16 protein-coding genes are annotated in these 15,926 nt (G+C 73.7%); 5 read left to right on the forward strand and 11 right to left on the reverse strand.

Going from position 1 to position 15,926, the window contains the following annotated elements; all coding sequences use genetic code 11:
- Positions 1-2: 2 nt before the first annotated feature.
- Positions 3-1,295, forward strand: coding sequence for a DUF2079 domain-containing protein (locus ABT118_RS28640; protein ID WP_350675084.1), 1,293 nt, complete (start codon positions 3-5; stop codon positions 1,293-1,295).
- 7 nt (positions 1,296-1,302) lie between these two features.
- Here ABT118_RS28640 and ABT118_RS28645 read toward each other — a convergent pair whose 3' ends face one another.
- Positions 1,303-2,220 (reverse strand): LysR family transcriptional regulator, encoded by a 918-nt coding sequence (locus ABT118_RS28645; protein WP_350675085.1) that lies wholly within the window; start codon positions 2,218-2,220, stop codon positions 1,303-1,305.
- 72 nt (positions 2,221-2,292) lie between these two features.
- On the opposite strand from ABT118_RS28645, the gene ABT118_RS28650 reads away from it, so the two are divergent.
- Positions 2,293-2,688 (forward strand): RidA family protein, encoded by a 396-nt coding sequence (locus ABT118_RS28650; RefSeq protein ID WP_350675087.1) that lies wholly within the window; start codon positions 2,293-2,295, stop codon positions 2,686-2,688.
- A gap of 7 nt (positions 2,689-2,695) precedes the next feature.
- On the opposite strand, the gene ABT118_RS28655 is transcribed toward ABT118_RS28650, so the two are convergent.
- Positions 2,696-3,151, reverse strand: a complete 456-nt coding sequence (locus ABT118_RS28655) for an Lrp/AsnC family transcriptional regulator (RefSeq protein ID WP_350675089.1) — start codon at positions 3,149-3,151, stop codon at positions 2,696-2,698.
- Positions 3,152-3,323: 172 nt separating this feature from the next.
- On the opposite strand from ABT118_RS28655, the gene ABT118_RS28660 reads away from it, so the two are divergent.
- Together ABT118_RS28660 and ABT118_RS28665 are read left to right on the forward strand one after the other, a co-directional pair.
- Positions 3,324-4,325, forward strand: coding sequence for an asparaginase (locus tag ABT118_RS28660; protein WP_350675091.1), 1,002 nt, complete (start codon positions 3,324-3,326; stop codon positions 4,323-4,325).
- Between the two features lie 110 nt (positions 4,326-4,435).
- The gene (locus ABT118_RS28665; protein ID WP_350675093.1) at positions 4,436-5,776 is read left to right on the forward strand and encodes a DUF2252 domain-containing protein; all 1,341 of its coding nucleotides are present in this window, start codon (positions 4,436-4,438) and stop codon (positions 5,774-5,776) included.
- A gap of 51 nt (positions 5,777-5,827) precedes the next feature.
- Here the strand turns inward: ABT118_RS28665 and ABT118_RS28670 are convergent, their stop codons facing one another.
- The 8 genes from ABT118_RS28670 to ABT118_RS28705 form a co-directional block, all read right to left on the reverse strand.
- Positions 5,828-7,075 (reverse strand): ABC transporter substrate-binding protein, encoded by a 1,248-nt coding sequence (locus ABT118_RS28670; protein WP_350675095.1) that lies wholly within the window; start codon positions 7,073-7,075, stop codon positions 5,828-5,830.
- The gene (locus ABT118_RS28675) at positions 7,072-8,199 is read right to left on the reverse strand and encodes a branched-chain amino acid ABC transporter permease (protein WP_350675098.1); all 1,128 of its coding nucleotides are present in this window, start codon (positions 8,197-8,199) and stop codon (positions 7,072-7,074) included. Before ABT118_RS28675 ends, ABT118_RS28670 begins: the two co-directional genes overlap by 4 nt.
- Entirely contained in the window at positions 8,192-9,082 is an 891-nt protein-coding gene (locus ABT118_RS28680) for a branched-chain amino acid ABC transporter permease (RefSeq protein WP_350675100.1), read from the reverse strand. Before ABT118_RS28680 ends, ABT118_RS28675 begins: the two co-directional genes overlap by 8 nt.
- Positions 9,079-9,870: an ABC transporter ATP-binding protein gene (locus ABT118_RS28685; RefSeq protein WP_350675103.1), complete on the reverse strand. Its 792-nt coding sequence runs from the start codon at positions 9,868-9,870 to the stop codon at positions 9,079-9,081. Before ABT118_RS28685 ends, ABT118_RS28680 begins: the two co-directional genes overlap by 4 nt.
- Complete coding sequence (locus ABT118_RS28690) at positions 9,867-10,688, reverse strand: ABC transporter ATP-binding protein (protein WP_350675105.1); 822 nt, start codon at positions 10,686-10,688, stop codon at positions 9,867-9,869. The genes ABT118_RS28685 and ABT118_RS28690 overlap by 4 nt, the downstream gene beginning before the upstream one ends.
- Before the next feature lie 86 nt (positions 10,689-10,774).
- Complete coding sequence (locus ABT118_RS28695) at positions 10,775-11,677, reverse strand: esterase/lipase family protein (RefSeq protein ID WP_350675107.1); 903 nt, start codon at positions 11,675-11,677, stop codon at positions 10,775-10,777.
- 165 nt (positions 11,678-11,842) lie between these two features.
- Entirely contained in the window at positions 11,843-12,754 is a 912-nt protein-coding gene (locus tag ABT118_RS28700) for a transporter substrate-binding domain-containing protein (protein WP_350675110.1), read from the reverse strand.
- Between the two features lie 274 nt (positions 12,755-13,028).
- Positions 13,029-13,613, reverse strand: coding sequence for a dienelactone hydrolase family protein (locus tag ABT118_RS28705; protein WP_350675112.1), 585 nt, complete (start codon positions 13,611-13,613; stop codon positions 13,029-13,031).
- 163 nt (positions 13,614-13,776) lie between these two features.
- Here ABT118_RS28705 and ABT118_RS28710 point away from each other — a divergent pair, with 163 nt between their 5' ends.
- Positions 13,777-15,429, forward strand: coding sequence for an alkaline phosphatase D family protein (locus ABT118_RS28710; protein ID WP_350675114.1), 1,653 nt, complete (start codon positions 13,777-13,779; stop codon positions 15,427-15,429).
- A gap of 48 nt (positions 15,430-15,477) precedes the next feature.
- On the opposite strand, the gene ABT118_RS28715 is transcribed toward ABT118_RS28710, so the two are convergent.
- Positions 15,478-15,855 (reverse strand): hypothetical protein, encoded by a 378-nt coding sequence (locus ABT118_RS28715; RefSeq protein WP_350675116.1) that lies wholly within the window; start codon positions 15,853-15,855, stop codon positions 15,478-15,480.
- Positions 15,856-15,926: the final 71 nt, after the last annotated feature.

The following is a 15,926-nucleotide window of genomic DNA, read 5'->3' on the forward strand; positions in this document are numbered from 1 at the left end:
CCGTGCCCCGGCAGTGGCGGATGGAGACCAGCGGGTTCGACCTGGGCATCTTCGAGCAGGGCGTCCGGGCCTACGCCGGGCTGACGGCACCGGTCTCCACCCTGAAGGGGGCCGGGTTCAATCTGCTGGGGGATCATTTCAGCCCGCTGCTGGTGCTGTTGGCGCCGGTCTACCGGCTCGTCCCGGCGGCGGCCACGCTGCTGGTGGTCCAGGCGCTGCTGTTCGCCCTCTCCTGCGTACCGGTCACCGGGCTGGCGGTCGAGCGGCTGGGGCGGTGGCGCGGGGTGGCCGTGGGGTCGGCGTACGGGCTGTCCTGGGGGCTGTGCCGGGCGGCCCGGTTCGACTTCCACGAGGTGGCGCTGGCCGTGCCGTTGATCGCCTGCGCGGTGGCGGCGCTGGCCCGCGGGCGGTACCGGGCGGCGGTCTGCTGGGCGCTGCCGCTGCTGCTGGTCAAGGAGGACCAGGGGCTGATACTGGCCGGGATCGGCGTGTACGTCTTCTGCCGGGGGCGCCGCCGGTTGGGCGCCGCGGCCGTACTGGCGGCGGTGGCCGGCACCCTGCTGGCGGTCCTGGTCGTGGTGCCCGCGCTCAACCCGGGCGGGGTCTGGACCTACGGCTCGAACGGCGGCTGGCAGGGCGACCCGCTGACCCGGCTGCTGCTGCCCTGGCCCAAGTGGGGCACGGTGGCGCTGCTGCTGGCGCCGACCGCGTTCGTGGCGCTGCGCTCGCCGCTCGCCCTGCTGCTGGTGCTGCCGCTGGCCTGCCGGTTCTGGACCCCGGCCCCGACCTACTGGAGCGCGGGGCAGCACTACAACGCGGTGCTGATGCCGGTGCTCTTCCTCGCCCTGGTGGACGGGCTGCACCGGCTCCGGGCCGGTACCGCCGTCCCGCGATGGCGCCGCCGGGTGGTCGCGGCGGTGCCCGCACTGGCCCTGGCCTTCGCCCTGGCACTCGCACCGCTGCCCGACCCGGCCGGGCCGAGCACCGCCGTACGGGACGCCCGGCGGACCCTCGCCGTGATCCCCGACGGCGCGACCGTGGCCGCCGCCAACCGGCTGGCGCCGCAGCTCACCGACCGCTGCACCGTCTCGCTCTTCCCGTACCTGACCTTCCCCGGCGCCACCGGGCCGAGCTGGCGCCCCGAGGCCCGCTGGGTGGCGGCCGAGGACCGGCCCGGCGACTTCCCGGTGCCGCAGTCCGAGCAGCTCGCCCTGCTGGCCGCCCTGCCGGGGGCCGGCTACCGGGTGGCGGCCACCGGCGGCGGTGTCACGGTCTACCAGTGGACGGGCAACTGACGGCGGGTCACTCCGGTCGGACGCCGGCCAGCCGGAGGAAGCGGGCCACCAGCGGGCCGGGGTCGTCCCGCCGCCAGGCGGCCGCGACCACGGTGCCGGGTGCGGCGCGGGCGGGGCCCGCCTCGAGCCGGCGGTAGGCGACGCCGCCGATCCGGATCCGGCGGATGCCGGCCGGGGCGATCGAGACGCCGAGACCGGCCCCGACCAGGGCGGCGACCGTCTGCCACTCCACCGCCCGCTGCCCGAGCCGGGGTTCGAAGCCCTCCTCGCGGCAGAGCCGCAGGATCCGCTCGTGCACCGTCGGCCCGGCCTCGCGGGGCAGCAGGACGAACGGGTCGTCCGCCAACCCGGCCACCGGGACGGCCCGGCGGGCCGCGAGCGGATGCGCGGCGGGCAGCACCGCGACCAGCTCCTCGGTCAGGACGGTCGCGGTCGCCAGACCCGGCGCGTCCGCCCCGGCCGGGGGTTCGCGCAGCAGCCCGACGTCGATCGCCTGCTCGCGCAGGGCGACCAGCTGGGGCGCGGTGGTCAGCTCGCGGAGCTCCAGCTCCACCCCGGGGTACTGCTCCCGGTGGGCCCGCAGCAGACCCGGCAGCACGGTCAGCGCGAGCGAGGCGGAGAAGCCGATCCGCAGCCGCCCGACCTCGCCGCTGCCGGTCCGCCGGGCCGCGTCCAGCCCGTCCGCGATCCCGTCCAGCGCCCGCCGGGCGGCGGGCAGCAGCTCCTGGCCCGCCGGCGTCAGACCGACCCCGCCGGGCCCCCGGGTGAACAGCGGGTGCCCGACCCTGGTCTCCAGCCGGCGGATCTGCTGGCTGAGCGGCGGCTGGGCGATGCCGAGCCGTTCGGCCGCGCGGCCGAAGTGCAGTTCCGCCGCCAGGACGGTGAAGGCGTGCAGTTGCTGGAGTCCGAGCTCGGGGCGATCCATATCCCCAGAGGTATCACAGCAGCCCTTCCGGGCTATTGGACATATCGGCGGAGCCTGCCTAGCTTCGGCCCCATGACCGAACGACGCGTGATCCTCAGTGGCTCCACCTTCGAGGAGGAGATCGGCTACGCCCGGGCGGTGGTCGACGGCGACCGGGTGCACGTCTCCGGCACCACCGGCTTCGACTACCGGACCATGACCATCGCCGAGGGCGTGGTGGAGCAGGCCGAGCAGTGCCTGCGCAACATCGCCGAGGCGCTGGCGGAGGCGGGCTGCTCGTTCGCCGACGTGGTCCGGGTCAGGTACCTGCTGCCCGACCGGGCGGACTTCCCGCCGTGCTGGCCCGCCCTGGGCCGCGCCTTCGGCGATGTCCGCCCGGCGGCCACCATGCTGGAGTGCGGCCTGGCCGACCCCCGGATGCGGATCGAGATCGAGGTGGACGCCCGGCGCGCCGACGCCGGGCGCTGACGGCGGGTCAGCCGTCGACCGGCAGGCCGGCCGGCTCCTTCACCCGCTTCATGATGATCTGCGAGTTCACCTCGGTGACCCCGGCCAGCGTGGTCAGCCGCTCGATCCAGAGCCGCTCGTACGCCTTCAGGTCCTCGACCGCGATCCGGAGCAGGCAGCCGGGGCTGCCGAACAGGCGGTACGCCTCGATCACGTCGGGGATCTCCTGCAGGGCGGCCTCGAACGCCTCGACCGCCTCCCGCTCCCGGCGCACCTCGACCGAGACCAGCACCTCGAAGCTCCGGCCGACCGCCTCGGGGTCGATCACGGCGCGGTACCCCTGGATCACCCCGTCCTGCTCCAGCTGGCGGACCCGGCGCATGCAGGGCGAGGGCGTCAGCCCGACCCGCTGGGCCAGCTCCTGGTTGCTCAGCCGCCCGTCGCGCTGGAGCTCGCGCAAGATATCCCTGTCGATCTGATCCATCACCCGATCATATTGCGCGTTCAGGGCCGAAGGGGGCAAGAATTCGCGATCGCATTGCTCGCCGAATCACCTATTCTTGCTGGTGAGCGTTCCGCCACCCGCGGAGACCAACAGGCAGCCCGGCCCCGGCAAACAGTCGGTGTCGGGCTGCTCCCCTTTCAGGAGGCGCCCCATGGCCCGGATCGTCGTGATCAGCACCGGTGGGACCATAGCCAGCCGCTGGCAGGGTTCGGGCTTCGCCGCCGACGCCGACGGCAGCGAGGTGATGGCCACCGCCGCCGTCCCCGAGGGCGTCAGCGTCGAGGTGGTCGACCTGTTCAGCGTGAACAGCCCCCGGCTGACCAGCCGGCACCAGCTCGAACTGCTGCACACCGTGCACCGGGTGCTCCGGGACCCGGGCGTGGACGGCATCGTGGTCACCCACGGCACCGACACCCTGGAGGAGTCGGCCTTCCTGCTCGACCTGCACCACCGCGACCAGCGCCCGGTGGTGCTCACCGGCGCGCAGCTGCCGCTGGACGCCGCCGACGGCGACGGCCCCGGCAACCTGCACGACGCCCTGCTGACCGCCGCCACCGCCCGCGGCCTCGGCGTCCTGGTCGTCTTCGACGGCGAGGTGCACGCCGCCCGGGGCACCGTGAAGACCCAGACCGTGGCGGCGAACGCGTTCGCCGACCCCTCCGGTGACCGGCTCGGCGACGTCGGCTTCGGCCGCGCCCTGATCATGCGTCAGCCCGAGCGGCCGACCCCGCTCGCCCTCCCCGCCGCCGGCGCCGTCCCGCCCCGGGTCGACATGGTGATGCACCACTCCGACGCCGACCCGGTCCTGTTCGAGGCGGCCATCGCCGCCGGGGCCCGGGGCGTCGTGCTGGTCGCCACCGGCGCGGGCAACGCCACCCCGGAGTTCGTCCGGGCGGTTGCCGCCGCCACCGCCCGGGGCGTGCTGGTCGCCCTCACCACCCGGGTCCAGTCGGGGCCGGTGACCGAGATCTACACCCACGGCGGTGCGGTCGACCTGGTCGCCGCCGGCGCGGTGCCGACCGGCACGCTGCGGGCCGGCCAGTCCCGGGTCGCGGTGCTGGCCGCCCTGCTCGGCGCGACCGACCCGGCGGAGCGCACCGGGCTGCTGCGGCACGCGCTGGCCGCGCGCAGCAGCGCCCTCACCCACGCCTGAGCCCCCGTCCGCCCCGGGCAGCGGCTGCCCGGGCCGCGGGCCGGGAACCCGTCCGAATACTGTGGCGTCATCCGTTCCAGGACCGATGACGCAGCACAGAGGACAGCCGCATGCCGCAGCAGCAGAACGCCGCCGAGCGCGAACCCGACCGGGCCGAGACCATCCTGCGGGTCTTCGACCAGGCCTTCGGCCGGCTGCTGGCCGAGGACCCGGCCGCGTTCCGGGTGAAGTTCCGCAAGATGGCGGCCTCCGCCTTCGCCTTCTACCGGGGCACCGCCGGGCTGTACTACGCCGACCTGACGACCCCTCCGTTCGCCGCCTACGGCGCCCCGTACCTGGACGAGCGGACCAGCCGGGTGTGGATCCACGGCGATCTGCACGCGGAGAACTTCGGCACCTACCTGAACGCCGAGGGCCGGCTGGTCTTCAACGTCAACGACTTCGACGAGGCGTACGTCGGCGCCTTCACCTGGGACGTCCAGCGGCTGGCCGCCAGTCTGGCGCTGCTCGGCTACGCCAAGGCGCTCTCCGACACCACCATCACCGAGCTGGTCCGCGCCTTCGCCACCGCCTACCGGGACCGGATCGCCGCCCTCGCGGCGGGCGGGCCGGCCGAGGCGTACACCCTGGACACCGCCGAGGGGCCGCTGCTGGAGACGCTGCGCCGGGCCCGGCTGCAGACCCGGGTCGCGCTGCTGGAGCACGACACCGTGGTCGAGGGGTACGAGCGCCGGTTCCGCTCCGGCGGCGGGGCGCTCCCGCTGGAGCCGGGTCTGCGGGACGAGGTGCTGGCCGCGTTCGCGGCGTACCTGGCCACCCTGCCGCCGACCTCCCGGGCCCGGCCGGAGGCGCTCCGGGTCAAGGACGTGGTCGGCCGCCGGGGCATCGGCATCGGCAGCGCCGGTCTGCCCTCCTACAACGTGCTGCTGGAGGGCCACACCGACGCCCTGGAGAACGACGTCATCATCTACCTGAAGCAGGGTCAGACCCCGGCGGTCTCCCACCACGTCACCGATCCGGCGATCCGCGGCTACTTCCAGCACGAGGGCCACCGGACGGTGATCTCCCAGCGCGCGCTCCAGGCGCACAGCGACCCGTGGCTGGGCTGGACCACCCTGCGCGGGCAGGGGATGCTGGTGGCCGAGGTCTCCCCCTACGCGGCCGACCTGGACTGGACCGACCTCACCGAGCCCGCCGACCTGCTCGCCGTGGTCACCCACCTCGGCCGGGCCACCGCCGGGATGCACGCCGCCGCCGACGAGTCCTCCAGCGGGCACGGCCTGGTGCCGTTCTCCACCGAGCACGCGATCGACCGCGCGATCGGCGACGACACCGCCGACTTCGCCGAGATGCTGGTCACCTTCGCCCACAGCTACGGCGACCGGGCCCGCAGCGACCACCAGATCTTCGTCGACCTGTTCCGCAACGGCCGTATCCCCGGCCTGGGTTGAGCCGCCGTACCGGTGCCGCCCGGTCGGGCGGCACCGGTACGGACGGGCGGGTCAGCCCTTCGGGTAGGCGTACCCCGCCGCCGCCGGGGCCCGGTGGGCCGGTTCGGCCACGGCGAGGCCGCCGGTGGCGCCCTTGGCCGGCCTGAGGATGTACGCCTGCCGGGTGGGGGCCTCGGCGAGGTCGGAGAAGGCCATCGGGACGCCGAGGATGTTGAGGGCCGCGGTCCGGTGGTGCGCCGCCGCGATCCCCTCCCGGGTCAGGTCCTTGGCCGCGCACGCGGCGGTGAGCGCCTCCGCCGCCACCTGGATCGCCGACCAGCCGCTCGCCACCCCGCTGTCGACGGGGGCGCCGGGGTACTTGGCCTGGTACTCCTGCACCAGCACCCGCATCGCGGGCAGCTCCGCGCTCACCGGCGGGATCGCGCTGACCACGGCCAACTGCCGCTCCAGCGCCGGGCCGACGGCGGTGTCGAGCAGCTGCGGGGCGAAGCCGGGGGCGCTGCTGAGCACCGGCACGGCCAGCCCCTGCCCGGCCGCCGCCCCGACCAGCGCGGCGGTCTGCTTCGGCCCCGCGCTGATCAGCACGGCCTTCACCCCGGCCTGCCTGAGGGCCGAGACCTGTGCGGTCAGGTCCTGGTCGGTCGGCTTGATCCGCTGCTCGACCAGGGTCAGCTTCCCCTGTGCGGCCGCGTACTTGGAGCCGGCCAGCGCGTTCTCGCCGTACTCGCCCTCGAAGTACACGTGCCCGATCCGGTCGCCCGGCACCAGCCCGGCCGTCCGGGTGAGGTAGTCGACCCCGGTGATCATGTCGACGTCGTAGGTCGAGCCGACCACCTGGATGTACGGCTGGCCGAGCATGGTGGAGGGCCAGGCCATCGGCAGCGCGAGCAGGTGCCGGTCGTTCAGCTCCTGCCTGATCGCCGCGACCACCGGGGAGCCGACCACCTGGGTCAGCACGGCGGTGTCCGGCTGGAGTTCGGTGAAGGCGGCGACGGCCTTCTGCACGTCGTAGCCGTGGTCCTTCACCACGATCCTGACCTTGCGCCCGCAGATGCCGCCGGCGGCGTTGGTCTGGTCGGCCCAGAGCTGCTGGGCGTTGACGATGCTCTTTCCCAGCGAGGCGTACGGGCCGGTCAGGTCGGTGAGGGCGGCCAGCGTGATGGTGGAGCCGGTGACGCCGGGGCCGGTCCGCACCCCGTCCGTGCCGACGGTGGCATCGGCCGGGCCAGCCTTGGTGGAGCAGGCGGTGGCGGTGAGGGCGAGTACCGCGACTGCGGCGGCCAGGCGAGTGGTTCTCACGGGGTCTGCTCCTGAGGGGTGTCGAGGGTGGTGAGCGTCGTGCGGGCCGGGCGGGGGCGTCGCCGGGCCAGCCCGGCGAGCCCCTGCGGGGCGAGGGTGAGGACGAGCACGATGGCGGCGCCGTACAGGTAGCGGGCCGCCTCGCCGGGGGTGGGGCCGGCCGATCCGGAGCCGGCCGGGGCGAGCAGCGGCAGGTCGTCGGCGTAGCCGGTGAGCACCTGCGGCAGCAGGGTGACCAGGACGGCTGCGGCCGCCGCGCCGCCGACCGAGCCGAGGCCGCCGATCACGATCATGGCGAGGTAGTCGATCGAGAGCACCAGGCCGAAGGTCTCCGGGACCACCCGCCGGAACACCAGCGCGAGCAGTGCGCCGCCCGCCCCCGCGTACAGGCAGGAGACCACGAAGGCGGCCGAGCGGTAGCGGGCCACCGGTACGCCCATCACGGCCGCCGCGACCTCGCTGTCCCGGACCGCGCCGAGGGCCAGGCCGGGGCGGCCGCGGAGCAGGTTCCGGGCCGTCAGCAGGGCGATCGCCACCAGGGCGAGGCCGAAGTACCAGAGCCGCTCCAGGCCACCGAACGGCACCCCGAGCACCAGCAGCCCCGACGGCGACCCGTCCGCCAGCGCGAAGCCGAACAGCTCCATCGGCGCCACCGAGCGGCCGTTGTAACCACCGGTCACCGCATGGGCGTTGAGCATCACGTGCTGGCCGATGAAGACCAGCGCCAGGGTCGCCACCCCGAGGTACATCCCGCGCAGCCGGCCGGCGATCGGGCTCAGCAGCCCGCCCGCCGCCCCGGCCAGCGCGACGGCCAGCACGAAGGCGAGCAGCGGCGGCAGCCCCAGCCCGGTCAGCCGGGCGGGGCCGGTGCCGCCCGGGCGGCCGGAGAACCAGACGTAGCCGTACGCGCCGACGGCGAGGAAGAAGGCGTGCCCGAGCGAGAGTTGACCGGTGGTGCCGGTCAGCAGGCTCAGCCCGACCGCGCCGATCACGGCGGCCATCGCGAACAGTCCACTCTGCAGCCAGAACCCGGTCGCGTAGAACGGCAGCGCCAGCAGCACCAGCGCTCCCGGCAGCAGCAGCGCGCCCGGCCCGCCGACGGCCCGCTTGAGGAGGTCAGACACGGGACAGCTCCTTCGATCCGAACAGCCCGTTCGGCCGGACCAGCAGCACCAGCAGCATCACCAGGTACGGCGCGACCTCCGCCAACCCCGTTCCCAGGCCGCTCAGTTGCTCCTGGTACCCGGCGGCCAGCGCACTGCTCAGGCCGATCACCAGGCTGCCCGCGAGGGCCCCGACCGCCGAGTCCATGCCGCCGAGGATGGCGGCGGGGAAGGCGGCCAGCGCGATCTGACCGGTGGTCCGGTCCAGCCCCGGCGCCGGGAAGGCGGCCAGGAAGACCGCCGCCACCGCGGCCAGCGCCCCGGCCAGGCACCAGGCGGCGAGCCTGACCCGGTGCAGCCGGATGCCCATCAGCACCGCGGCCTCCTGGTCAGCGGCGGCCGCCCGCATCGACAGGCCCCAGCGCGACCGGCGGAACAGCGCGAAGACCCCGCCGATCAGCACCACCGAGACCACGATCCCGGCCAGTCGCGCGTGCGTGACGGCCACTCCCCCGACCCTGGTCACCGCGTCGCCCCAGGGGTCGCCTGTGCTCAGGAAGTCGGCCCCGATCCGCTGGTCGAGCGCGGTCACCAGCAGCAGGTCGACCCCGATGGTGAGGATGGTCAGCGCGTGCGCCTCCGCGCCGCGCAGTCCGCGGGCGGCCAGCGTGTGCAGCAGCCCGGCGGCCGCGCCGGCGGCGAGCGCGCCGAGCAGCACCGCGAGCGGGAAGCCGACCGCCTGATGGGTGGTCGCGACCGTCCAGCCGCCGAGCAGCAGGATCGAGCCGTGGGCGAAGTTCATCACCCCCGAGGCCTTGAAGACCACCACGAATCCGAGCGCGATCAGCGCGTACACGGAGCCGAGGGCCAGGCCGTTCAGCACCGTTTCGGCGAACTTGGTCATGCGCTCTCCTCCTGCTCTTCCTGCCGGCCGAGGTAGGCCCGGACCACCTCGGGGTCCTGCTGCACCCGCTCGGGCGGGCCGTCGGCGATCCGGCGGCCGAAGTCCAGCACGGTCACGGCGTCCGCGAGCCGCATCACCATCCCCATGTCGTGCTCGACGATCAGGATCGAGATGCCCAGCTCGGCCCGGACGGCGGCGATGATCGCGGCCATCGACAGCCGCTCGGTCGGGTTCATCCCGGCCACCGGCTCGTCCAGCAGCAGCAGGCGGGGCTCCATGCACAGCGCCCGGGCCAGCTCCACCCGCTTGCGGTCGCCGTACGACAGCGGTGCGACCGGCCGGTCGAAGTGCTCCGCGATCCCGAGGAAGTCGGCGATCTCGTGCGCCCGTCGGCGGTGCCGCCGCTGCTCCCGGACGGCCTTCGGCAGCCGCAGCGCGGTGCTCGCGAAGCCGGCCCGGCCGAGGCCGTGCCGCCCCAGCATCAGGTTGTCGGCCACCGTCCCGGTCGTGAGCACGATGTTCTGGAAGGTCCGCGCCACACCGAGCCCGGCGATCCGGTGCGGGGCGAGCGCGGTCAACTCCCGGCCGTCGTAGCGGACCGCGCCTCCGGTGGCCCGGTAGACGCCGGAGAGCACGTTGAAGCAGGTGGACTTGCCGGCCCCGTTCGGGCCGATCAGCGCGTGGATCGAGCCCGGTGCCACGGTGAACGAGACCTGGTCCAGCGCGGTCAGTCCGGCGAACCGGACGGTGACCCCCTCGACCCTCAACTCCGGTACGGCGGCGGTCATCCGGTCCACCTGCCGAGCTTCGCCCGGTGGGTGCCGACGGCGGCCGATTCGCTCCCGCCCAGGTACAGCCGGCGAACCTCGTCGCTGGCCGCCAACTCCGCTGCGGTGCCCGCCAGTCGGACCACCCCGTGCTCCAGCACCGAGGCCAGGTGGGCGATCCGCAGCGCGACCGCCGCGTTCTGCTCGACCAGCAGCACCGAGGTGCCGGCGGCGTTGATCCGCTGCACGATCCCGGCGATCCGCTCCACCATCATCGGGGCCAGCCCGAGCGAGGGCTCGTCCAGCAGCAGCACCCTGGGCTCGGCCATCAGGGCCCGGCCCATCGCGAGCATCTGCTGCTCGCCGCCGGACATCAACCCGGCGGCCTGGCGGCGGCGTTCGGCCAGCACCGGCAGCAGCTCGTAGACCCGGTCCCGGGCCGCGCGCCGCTCGGCGGCGCTGCGCCGGCCGAGCCCGAGGCTGCCCGCGCGCAGGTTCTCCTCCACCGTCAGGTCGGCGAAGACCCGTCTTCCTTCCGGTACCTGGACCACTCCGGCGGCCACCGCCCGGGCCGGGTCGCCGGTCAGCGGGATACCGTCGAGGGCGATGCCACCGCCGTCCACGGCGCCCCGGTGCAGGGCCAGCGTGCCGGAGACGGCCCGCAGCAGGGTGCTCTTCCCCGCGCCGTTGGAGCCGAGCACGGCGGTGATCCGCCCGGCCGGGACTTCCAGCGAGACACCGCGCAGGGCCTGGACGGCGCGGCCGTAGGCGACCTGGAGGCGGTCGATCCGGAGTGTTCCGGCCCGATCGGTCGGGGGGCTCGAAGTCGGGGGACTCACAGGGGTTCTCCTCGGTGCCGGCCCGGCCGGTGCCAGCGCACCGGCCGGGCCGTACGGTCGACGGTCGGCGTACGCGAGCGGGTGGGTCAGGGGACCAGACGGCAGCCGGTGCGGGTGGCGTGCGCGGGGTCGAGCACATTGGCCACCTCGTGCAGCGTCTCCGGGTTGACCTGCATGGTGGCGTGTTGGGAGATGTCGGCCCAGCAGAGGTCCTGGACCAGCACGTTGCGCACGTTCGGACCGCTCAGGAACTGGGAGTCGACCGGGGTGGCGACGAAGTCGTACCGGGTCGCGATCACCGTGTACTCGACCCCGGGCACGGTGTCCCCGCCCGCGTTGGTGGCGGCCAGGAACGGCGAGCCGACGGTCTGGTCCAGGCAGGCCGGGCACCAGCTCTCCAGCAGCGCCTCGGGGGCGCCCTCGATGCCCTGGAGCAGGGTGGCGATGCCGGACAGCGTGGTGCCGTGGCTGGTCGGCGAAATGGCCACGAACCGGCCGACCTTGGCGGCACCGCCCAGGTGCTTCAGGTAGTAGCGCGGCATCAGGCCGCCCTGCGAGTGGCCGACCAGGTCGACCTCGGCCGCGCCGGTGGCGGCGAGCACACCGTCGACGAACACCCGCAGCTGCTCGGCCGATTCGGCGGCCGGGGCGATCGCGGCCAGCAGCGGCACGTCGGGCATGCGTCCGTACGTGGGGGCGAAGACGCAGTAGCCCTTGGCCTTGAGCAGCGGGGCCAGTTCGATCCAGTTCAGGGTGGCGGTGACGAAGGTCCCGTGCACCAGCACGACCGGCCGGGGGTGGGCCGGACTCGGCTTGCAGGAGAAGTCGTTGGCGCCGGGCAGTGCGGTGGCGGCGAGCTGCTGGGCTGCGGTGATCGCGGACTGGTCGGCCGCACCGGCGGGGACGGTGGAGCCCGCGACGACCAGCAGTCCGGCCGCGAGGACCGCGGCGGCGCGGCCGGAGCGCCGCAGCAGGGAGCGGATGGACATGAAGTCCTCCAGGGGGGTGGGGGATTCGGTCCGGCGGCTCCGGACCGGCGCACATCACAGCACCGGCCCGCCGGACCCGCCCAGTACCCGGCGGTCATCCGTTGCCCGCCACCAACCCGCCCCGGGCCGCGCTGTGCACGGTGCACAACGCGGCCCCGGCCGCACTCAGTGCGTGCCGTTCACCACCGAGTTCTGGATCGCCCCGGCGGAGAGCTGGCGCTTCGCCAGCAGCTCGTCGTAGGTGCCGTTGCGGATCAGCGAGTTCATCGCCTTCACCAGCACGTCCCGCAGCTCGCGGTCGCTCTTGCGGACCGCTATGCCGAAGGGGCGGGACTGGATCTGCGGGCCGGCCAGGTCGTACGTCCGCCCCTCGTCGATCGTGGTGGCGTTGTGCTGGGCCTTCGGGTAGTCCGTCACGTAGACGTCGGCCGCGCCGCTGCGGACGTTGTCCAGCGCCTCCTGGTCGGCGCCGGTCTCCAGCACCTTGAGCGACTTGCCGAGGTGCTCGCAGGCCTTCTGCTGCCGGCTCACCAGGTCGAAGTGGGTGGTGCCCTTCTTGACCGTGACGGAGCGGCCGCAGAAGTCGTCGATGGTGGCGACCTTCTTCGGGTTCCCCTCCCGGACCACGATGCCGATACCGGCCATGAAGTAGTCCACGAAGTCCACGCCGTCGTTGACCTGCTGGTCGTTCTTGTCCAGGCCCAGCTGGCGCTCGCGGGTGTCGGTGATCCCGGACATCCCGATGTCGAACTTCTTCCCCAGCACACCGGGCAGTACGTTCGCGAACGGGCCGGCGTCCACGAACTCCAGCCGGATGCCGAGTTCCTTCTCCATCGCGGCGGCCAGGTCGACGTCCAGGCCGTCGGGCTGGCCCTGGCCGTTCTTGAAGATCACCGGGGCGGCGGTGAACGAGCCGCCCACCGTGATCACCCCGGCGGTGCGGATCGACTGGGGCAGCCGGTCGTGCAGCGACATCCGGTCGTCCCCGCCACCGGCCGACCCACAGGCGCTGAGCACCAGGGCACCCACCACGGCGGCGGCCGTGGCTTGGCAACTGCGACTGCTGAAGGGGCTCATGTTCGCTTCTCCCGTGATCGACGCACAGCACGGGTTCGGACCTGACGACGGCAGCCCACACCGACGGGACCCCGCCGGCCCCGCTCCGGTGAGATCCCAATTCCGCACGGCGGAGCGGTCGGGCCCGATGGTTCGGGCCCGACTACTCCCGCGTACGGGAATGCCGATCAGACTATAACCACCATGCTCACGCCAGACCGGACGGGGGGCTTGTGCCTTCCCACAGCGATATCTGACGACTCAACAGGTCGTGTACGCCCTCATCGCCCGGCCGTCACTCCGCCGAGAGCTCGCCCAGGAAGTCCAGCGCGACCGCCCAGGTCCGCTCGGCCGCCTCGGCGTCGTAGTCGGCCAGCTCCGGGTCGGTGTACAGGTGGCCCGCGCCACGGTAGCGGTGCACCTCGACGTCGGCGCCGGCCTTCGTCAGGTTGAGGTACCAGGCGTTCAGCCAATCCTCCGACTCGAACGCGTCGGGCTCGGCCACGTGCAGCTGGACCGGGATGTCGGTGGCGGCGTCCTCGCGGATGTCGGAGGTGCCGTGCAGGAGCAGCAGGCCGAGCGCCTTCTCGTCCGCCAGCGCGAGGTTCTGCGCCAGCGCACCGCCGAGCGAGAAGCCCGCGTAGACCAGCCGGGCGCCGTCGGCGAGCAGCGGGGCGACCTCGGTCACCGCGCGGCGCAGCAGCTCCTCGCTGCCGACCTCCTCCTTGTACGCCATCCCGGCCTCGACGTCGTCGAACACCCGGCCGTCGTACAGGTCGGGGGTGTGCACCTGATGGCCGGCCGCACGCAGTCGGTCGGCGGCCTGGTGCACCGCCGGGCGCAGGCCGTACGCGGAGTGGAAGAGGACGATCTGGGCCACGGCTGTGCTTCCTTCGGGTCAGCTGTTCGGGGTACCCGACCATCATCACCCACCCGGACACCCGTTCCGGTGCGGAGCGCGCCCGCGACGGCGGGGTGAAGAGCCGACGAACAGTCAGTCCGCACTCTGGACAACTACTTACCGTTCAGTAGCCTTGCTGGACGTGACTGAGCCCACCGATGCCCTGTCCTCCGCCCGGCCGCGTCGCCGCCGGGTCCTGCAGGCCGCCGCACTCACCGCCGGTGCCGCCGCCCTCCCCTTCGCCGCTGCCGCACCGGCCACCGCCGCGGCCGCGCCGGAGTTCCTGCACGGGGTCGCCTCCGGCGACCCGCTGCCCGACGGGGTGGTGATCTGGACCCGCCTCACCCCGGCCCCGGACGCCGTCCCCGGCTCCGGCCTGGGCCCCGACGCCGAGGTGTCCTGGCAGGTGGCGACCGACCGGAACTTCGCCGCCGTGGCCGTCTCCGGCACGGTGGCCGCCACCGCCGCCACCGACCACACGGTCAAGGTGGACGTCCGCGGCCTGCGCCCGGCCACCACCTACTGGTTCCGCTTCACCAGCGGAGGCGCCTCCTCCCCCGTCGGCCGCACCGCCACCACCCCGGCCACCGACGCGGCGCTCGGCCGGCTGCGCCTCGGCGTGGCCTCCTGCGCCAACTGGGAGGCGGGCTACTTCTCCGCGTACCGGCACCTGGCCGCGCGCGGCGACCTGGACGCGTTCCTCTTCCTCGGCGACTACATCTACGAGTACGGCACCGGTCAGTTCGCCGCCCGGGGCACCGTGGTGCGTCCGCACGCGCCCGCGCACGAGATCCTGAACCTGGCCGACTACCGCACCCGGCACGGCCGTTACAAGACCGACCCGGACCTCCAGGCGCTGCACGCCACCGTGCCGACGATCGCGATCTGGGACGACCACGAGGTGGCCAACGACGCCTGGTCGGGCGGTGCGGAGAACCACACGCCGGGCACCGAGGGCGCCTGGGCGGACCGGGTCGCGGCGGCCAAGCAGGCCTACTTCGAGTGGATGCCGGTCCGGCCGTCGATCGCCGGGACCACCTACCGGCGGCTGCGCTACGGCAAGTTGGCCGATCTGTCGCTGCTCGACCTGCGCTCGTTCCGGAGCGCGCAGGCGAAGGCGGGCACCGGCGAGGTCGACTCGGCCGACCGCACCATCACCGGCCGGGCCCAACTCGACTGGCTGAAGGCCGGGCTGTCCGCCTCGGACACCGGCTGGCGGCTGGTCGGCAACTCGGTGATGATCTCGCCGGTGGCCTTCCTCTCGCTCCCGGGCTACCTGCTCCGCCCGCTGGCCCAGCTGCTCGGCCTGCCCGGCGAGGGCCTGGCGGTGAACCCGGACCAGTGGGACGGCTACACCCACGACCGCCGCGAACTGCTCGGCCACCTGAGCTCGCACGGCATCCGCAACACCGTCTTCCTGACCGGTGACATCCACTCCGCCTGGGCCGCCGACGTGCCCACGGAGGCCGCCACCTACCCGGCCTCGGGCAGCGCGGCGACCGAGTTCGTGGTCACCTCGGTGACCTCGGACAACATCGACGACATCCTCAAGGTGGCCCCGCAGACCGTCTCGCTGCTGGCCGCCGCCGCGATCCAGGGCGCCAACCGGCACGTCAAGTGGGTCGACCTGGACTCGCACGGCTACGGCGTCCTGGACGTCACGCCGGAGCAGGTGCAGATGGACTACTACGTCCTCTCGGACCGCACCCGCCGGGACGCCACCAGCAAGTGGACCCGCGGCTACCGGACCAGGTCCGGCACCCAGCAGGTCGAGCGCGTCTGGTCCCCCCGCTGACCCGGGCCGGCCCGTCCCCTGATCTGCGGGGACGGGCCGGCCGCTCGCTCAGGCCTCCCGCAGGTAGACCTGCACCTCCACCGGTGCGTAGCCGCGGTAGGTCCAGCTGAAGTTCTTCTTGGTGCCCTTCGGGCAGGCCTTCGCCTCGTCGACGGTGCCGCCGTTGCGGAGCGTGGTGTAGGCGTAGGCGCACTGGCCGTCGGCGTCCATGTCCTTCACGTAGCCCTGGACGGTGGTGTAACTCGGCGTGCTCTCCAGGTGGTTGCACTCGGTGTAGGAGACGTAGCCGCCGCTGGTGCTGATCGTGTAGCTCTGGCAGGCGGCCGCCGAGGCCGCGGGAGTGGCCGAGAGCCCGGTGCCGGCGAAAGCGAGGGCGGCGGTCAGCACCGAGACGGCGGCGAGGCGCTTCTTACGGGGATTGTGCACAGGAGACCCTTTCGACCGGCGGGACGAGCTGAGGGAATCCTGCTGTCATGCCCTTGCAGAGACCTTGCAGG

Origin of the sequence: Kitasatospora sp. NPDC002040 (assembly GCF_040296785.1) — a bacterium.
GTDB lineage: Bacteria > Actinomycetota > Actinomycetes > Streptomycetales > Streptomycetaceae > Kitasatospora.

Excerpts from the sequence above, each read along its gene's own strand:
- ABT118_RS28645 (WP_350675085.1), bottom strand. The coding sequence starts at position 2,220 with ATGGATCGCCCCGAGCTCGGACTCCAGCAACTGCACGCCTTCACCGTC.
- ABT118_RS28680 (WP_350675100.1), bottom strand. The coding sequence starts at position 9,082 with ATGACCAAGTTCGCCGAAACGGTGCTGAACGGCCTGGCCCTCGGCTCC.
- ABT118_RS28685 (WP_350675103.1), bottom strand. The coding sequence starts at position 9,870 with ATGACCGCCGCCGTACCGGAGTTGAGGGTCGAGGGGGTCACCGTCCGG.
- ABT118_RS28695 (WP_350675107.1), bottom strand. The coding sequence starts at position 11,677 with ATGTCCATCCGCTCCCTGCTGCGGCGCTCCGGCCGCGCCGCCGCGGTC.
- ABT118_RS28650 (WP_350675087.1), top strand. The coding sequence starts at position 2,293 with ATGACCGAACGACGCGTGATCCTCAGTGGCTCCACCTTCGAGGAGGAG.
- ABT118_RS28665 (WP_350675093.1), top strand. The coding sequence starts at position 4,436 with ATGCCGCAGCAGCAGAACGCCGCCGAGCGCGAACCCGACCGGGCCGAG.
- ABT118_RS28655 (WP_350675089.1), bottom strand. The coding sequence starts at position 3,151 with ATGGATCAGATCGACAGGGATATCTTGCGCGAGCTCCAGCGCGACGGG.
- ABT118_RS28660 (WP_350675091.1), top strand. The coding sequence starts at position 3,324 with ATGGCCCGGATCGTCGTGATCAGCACCGGTGGGACCATAGCCAGCCGC.
- ABT118_RS28700 (WP_350675110.1), bottom strand. The coding sequence starts at position 12,754 with ATGAGCCCCTTCAGCAGTCGCAGTTGCCAAGCCACGGCCGCCGCCGTG.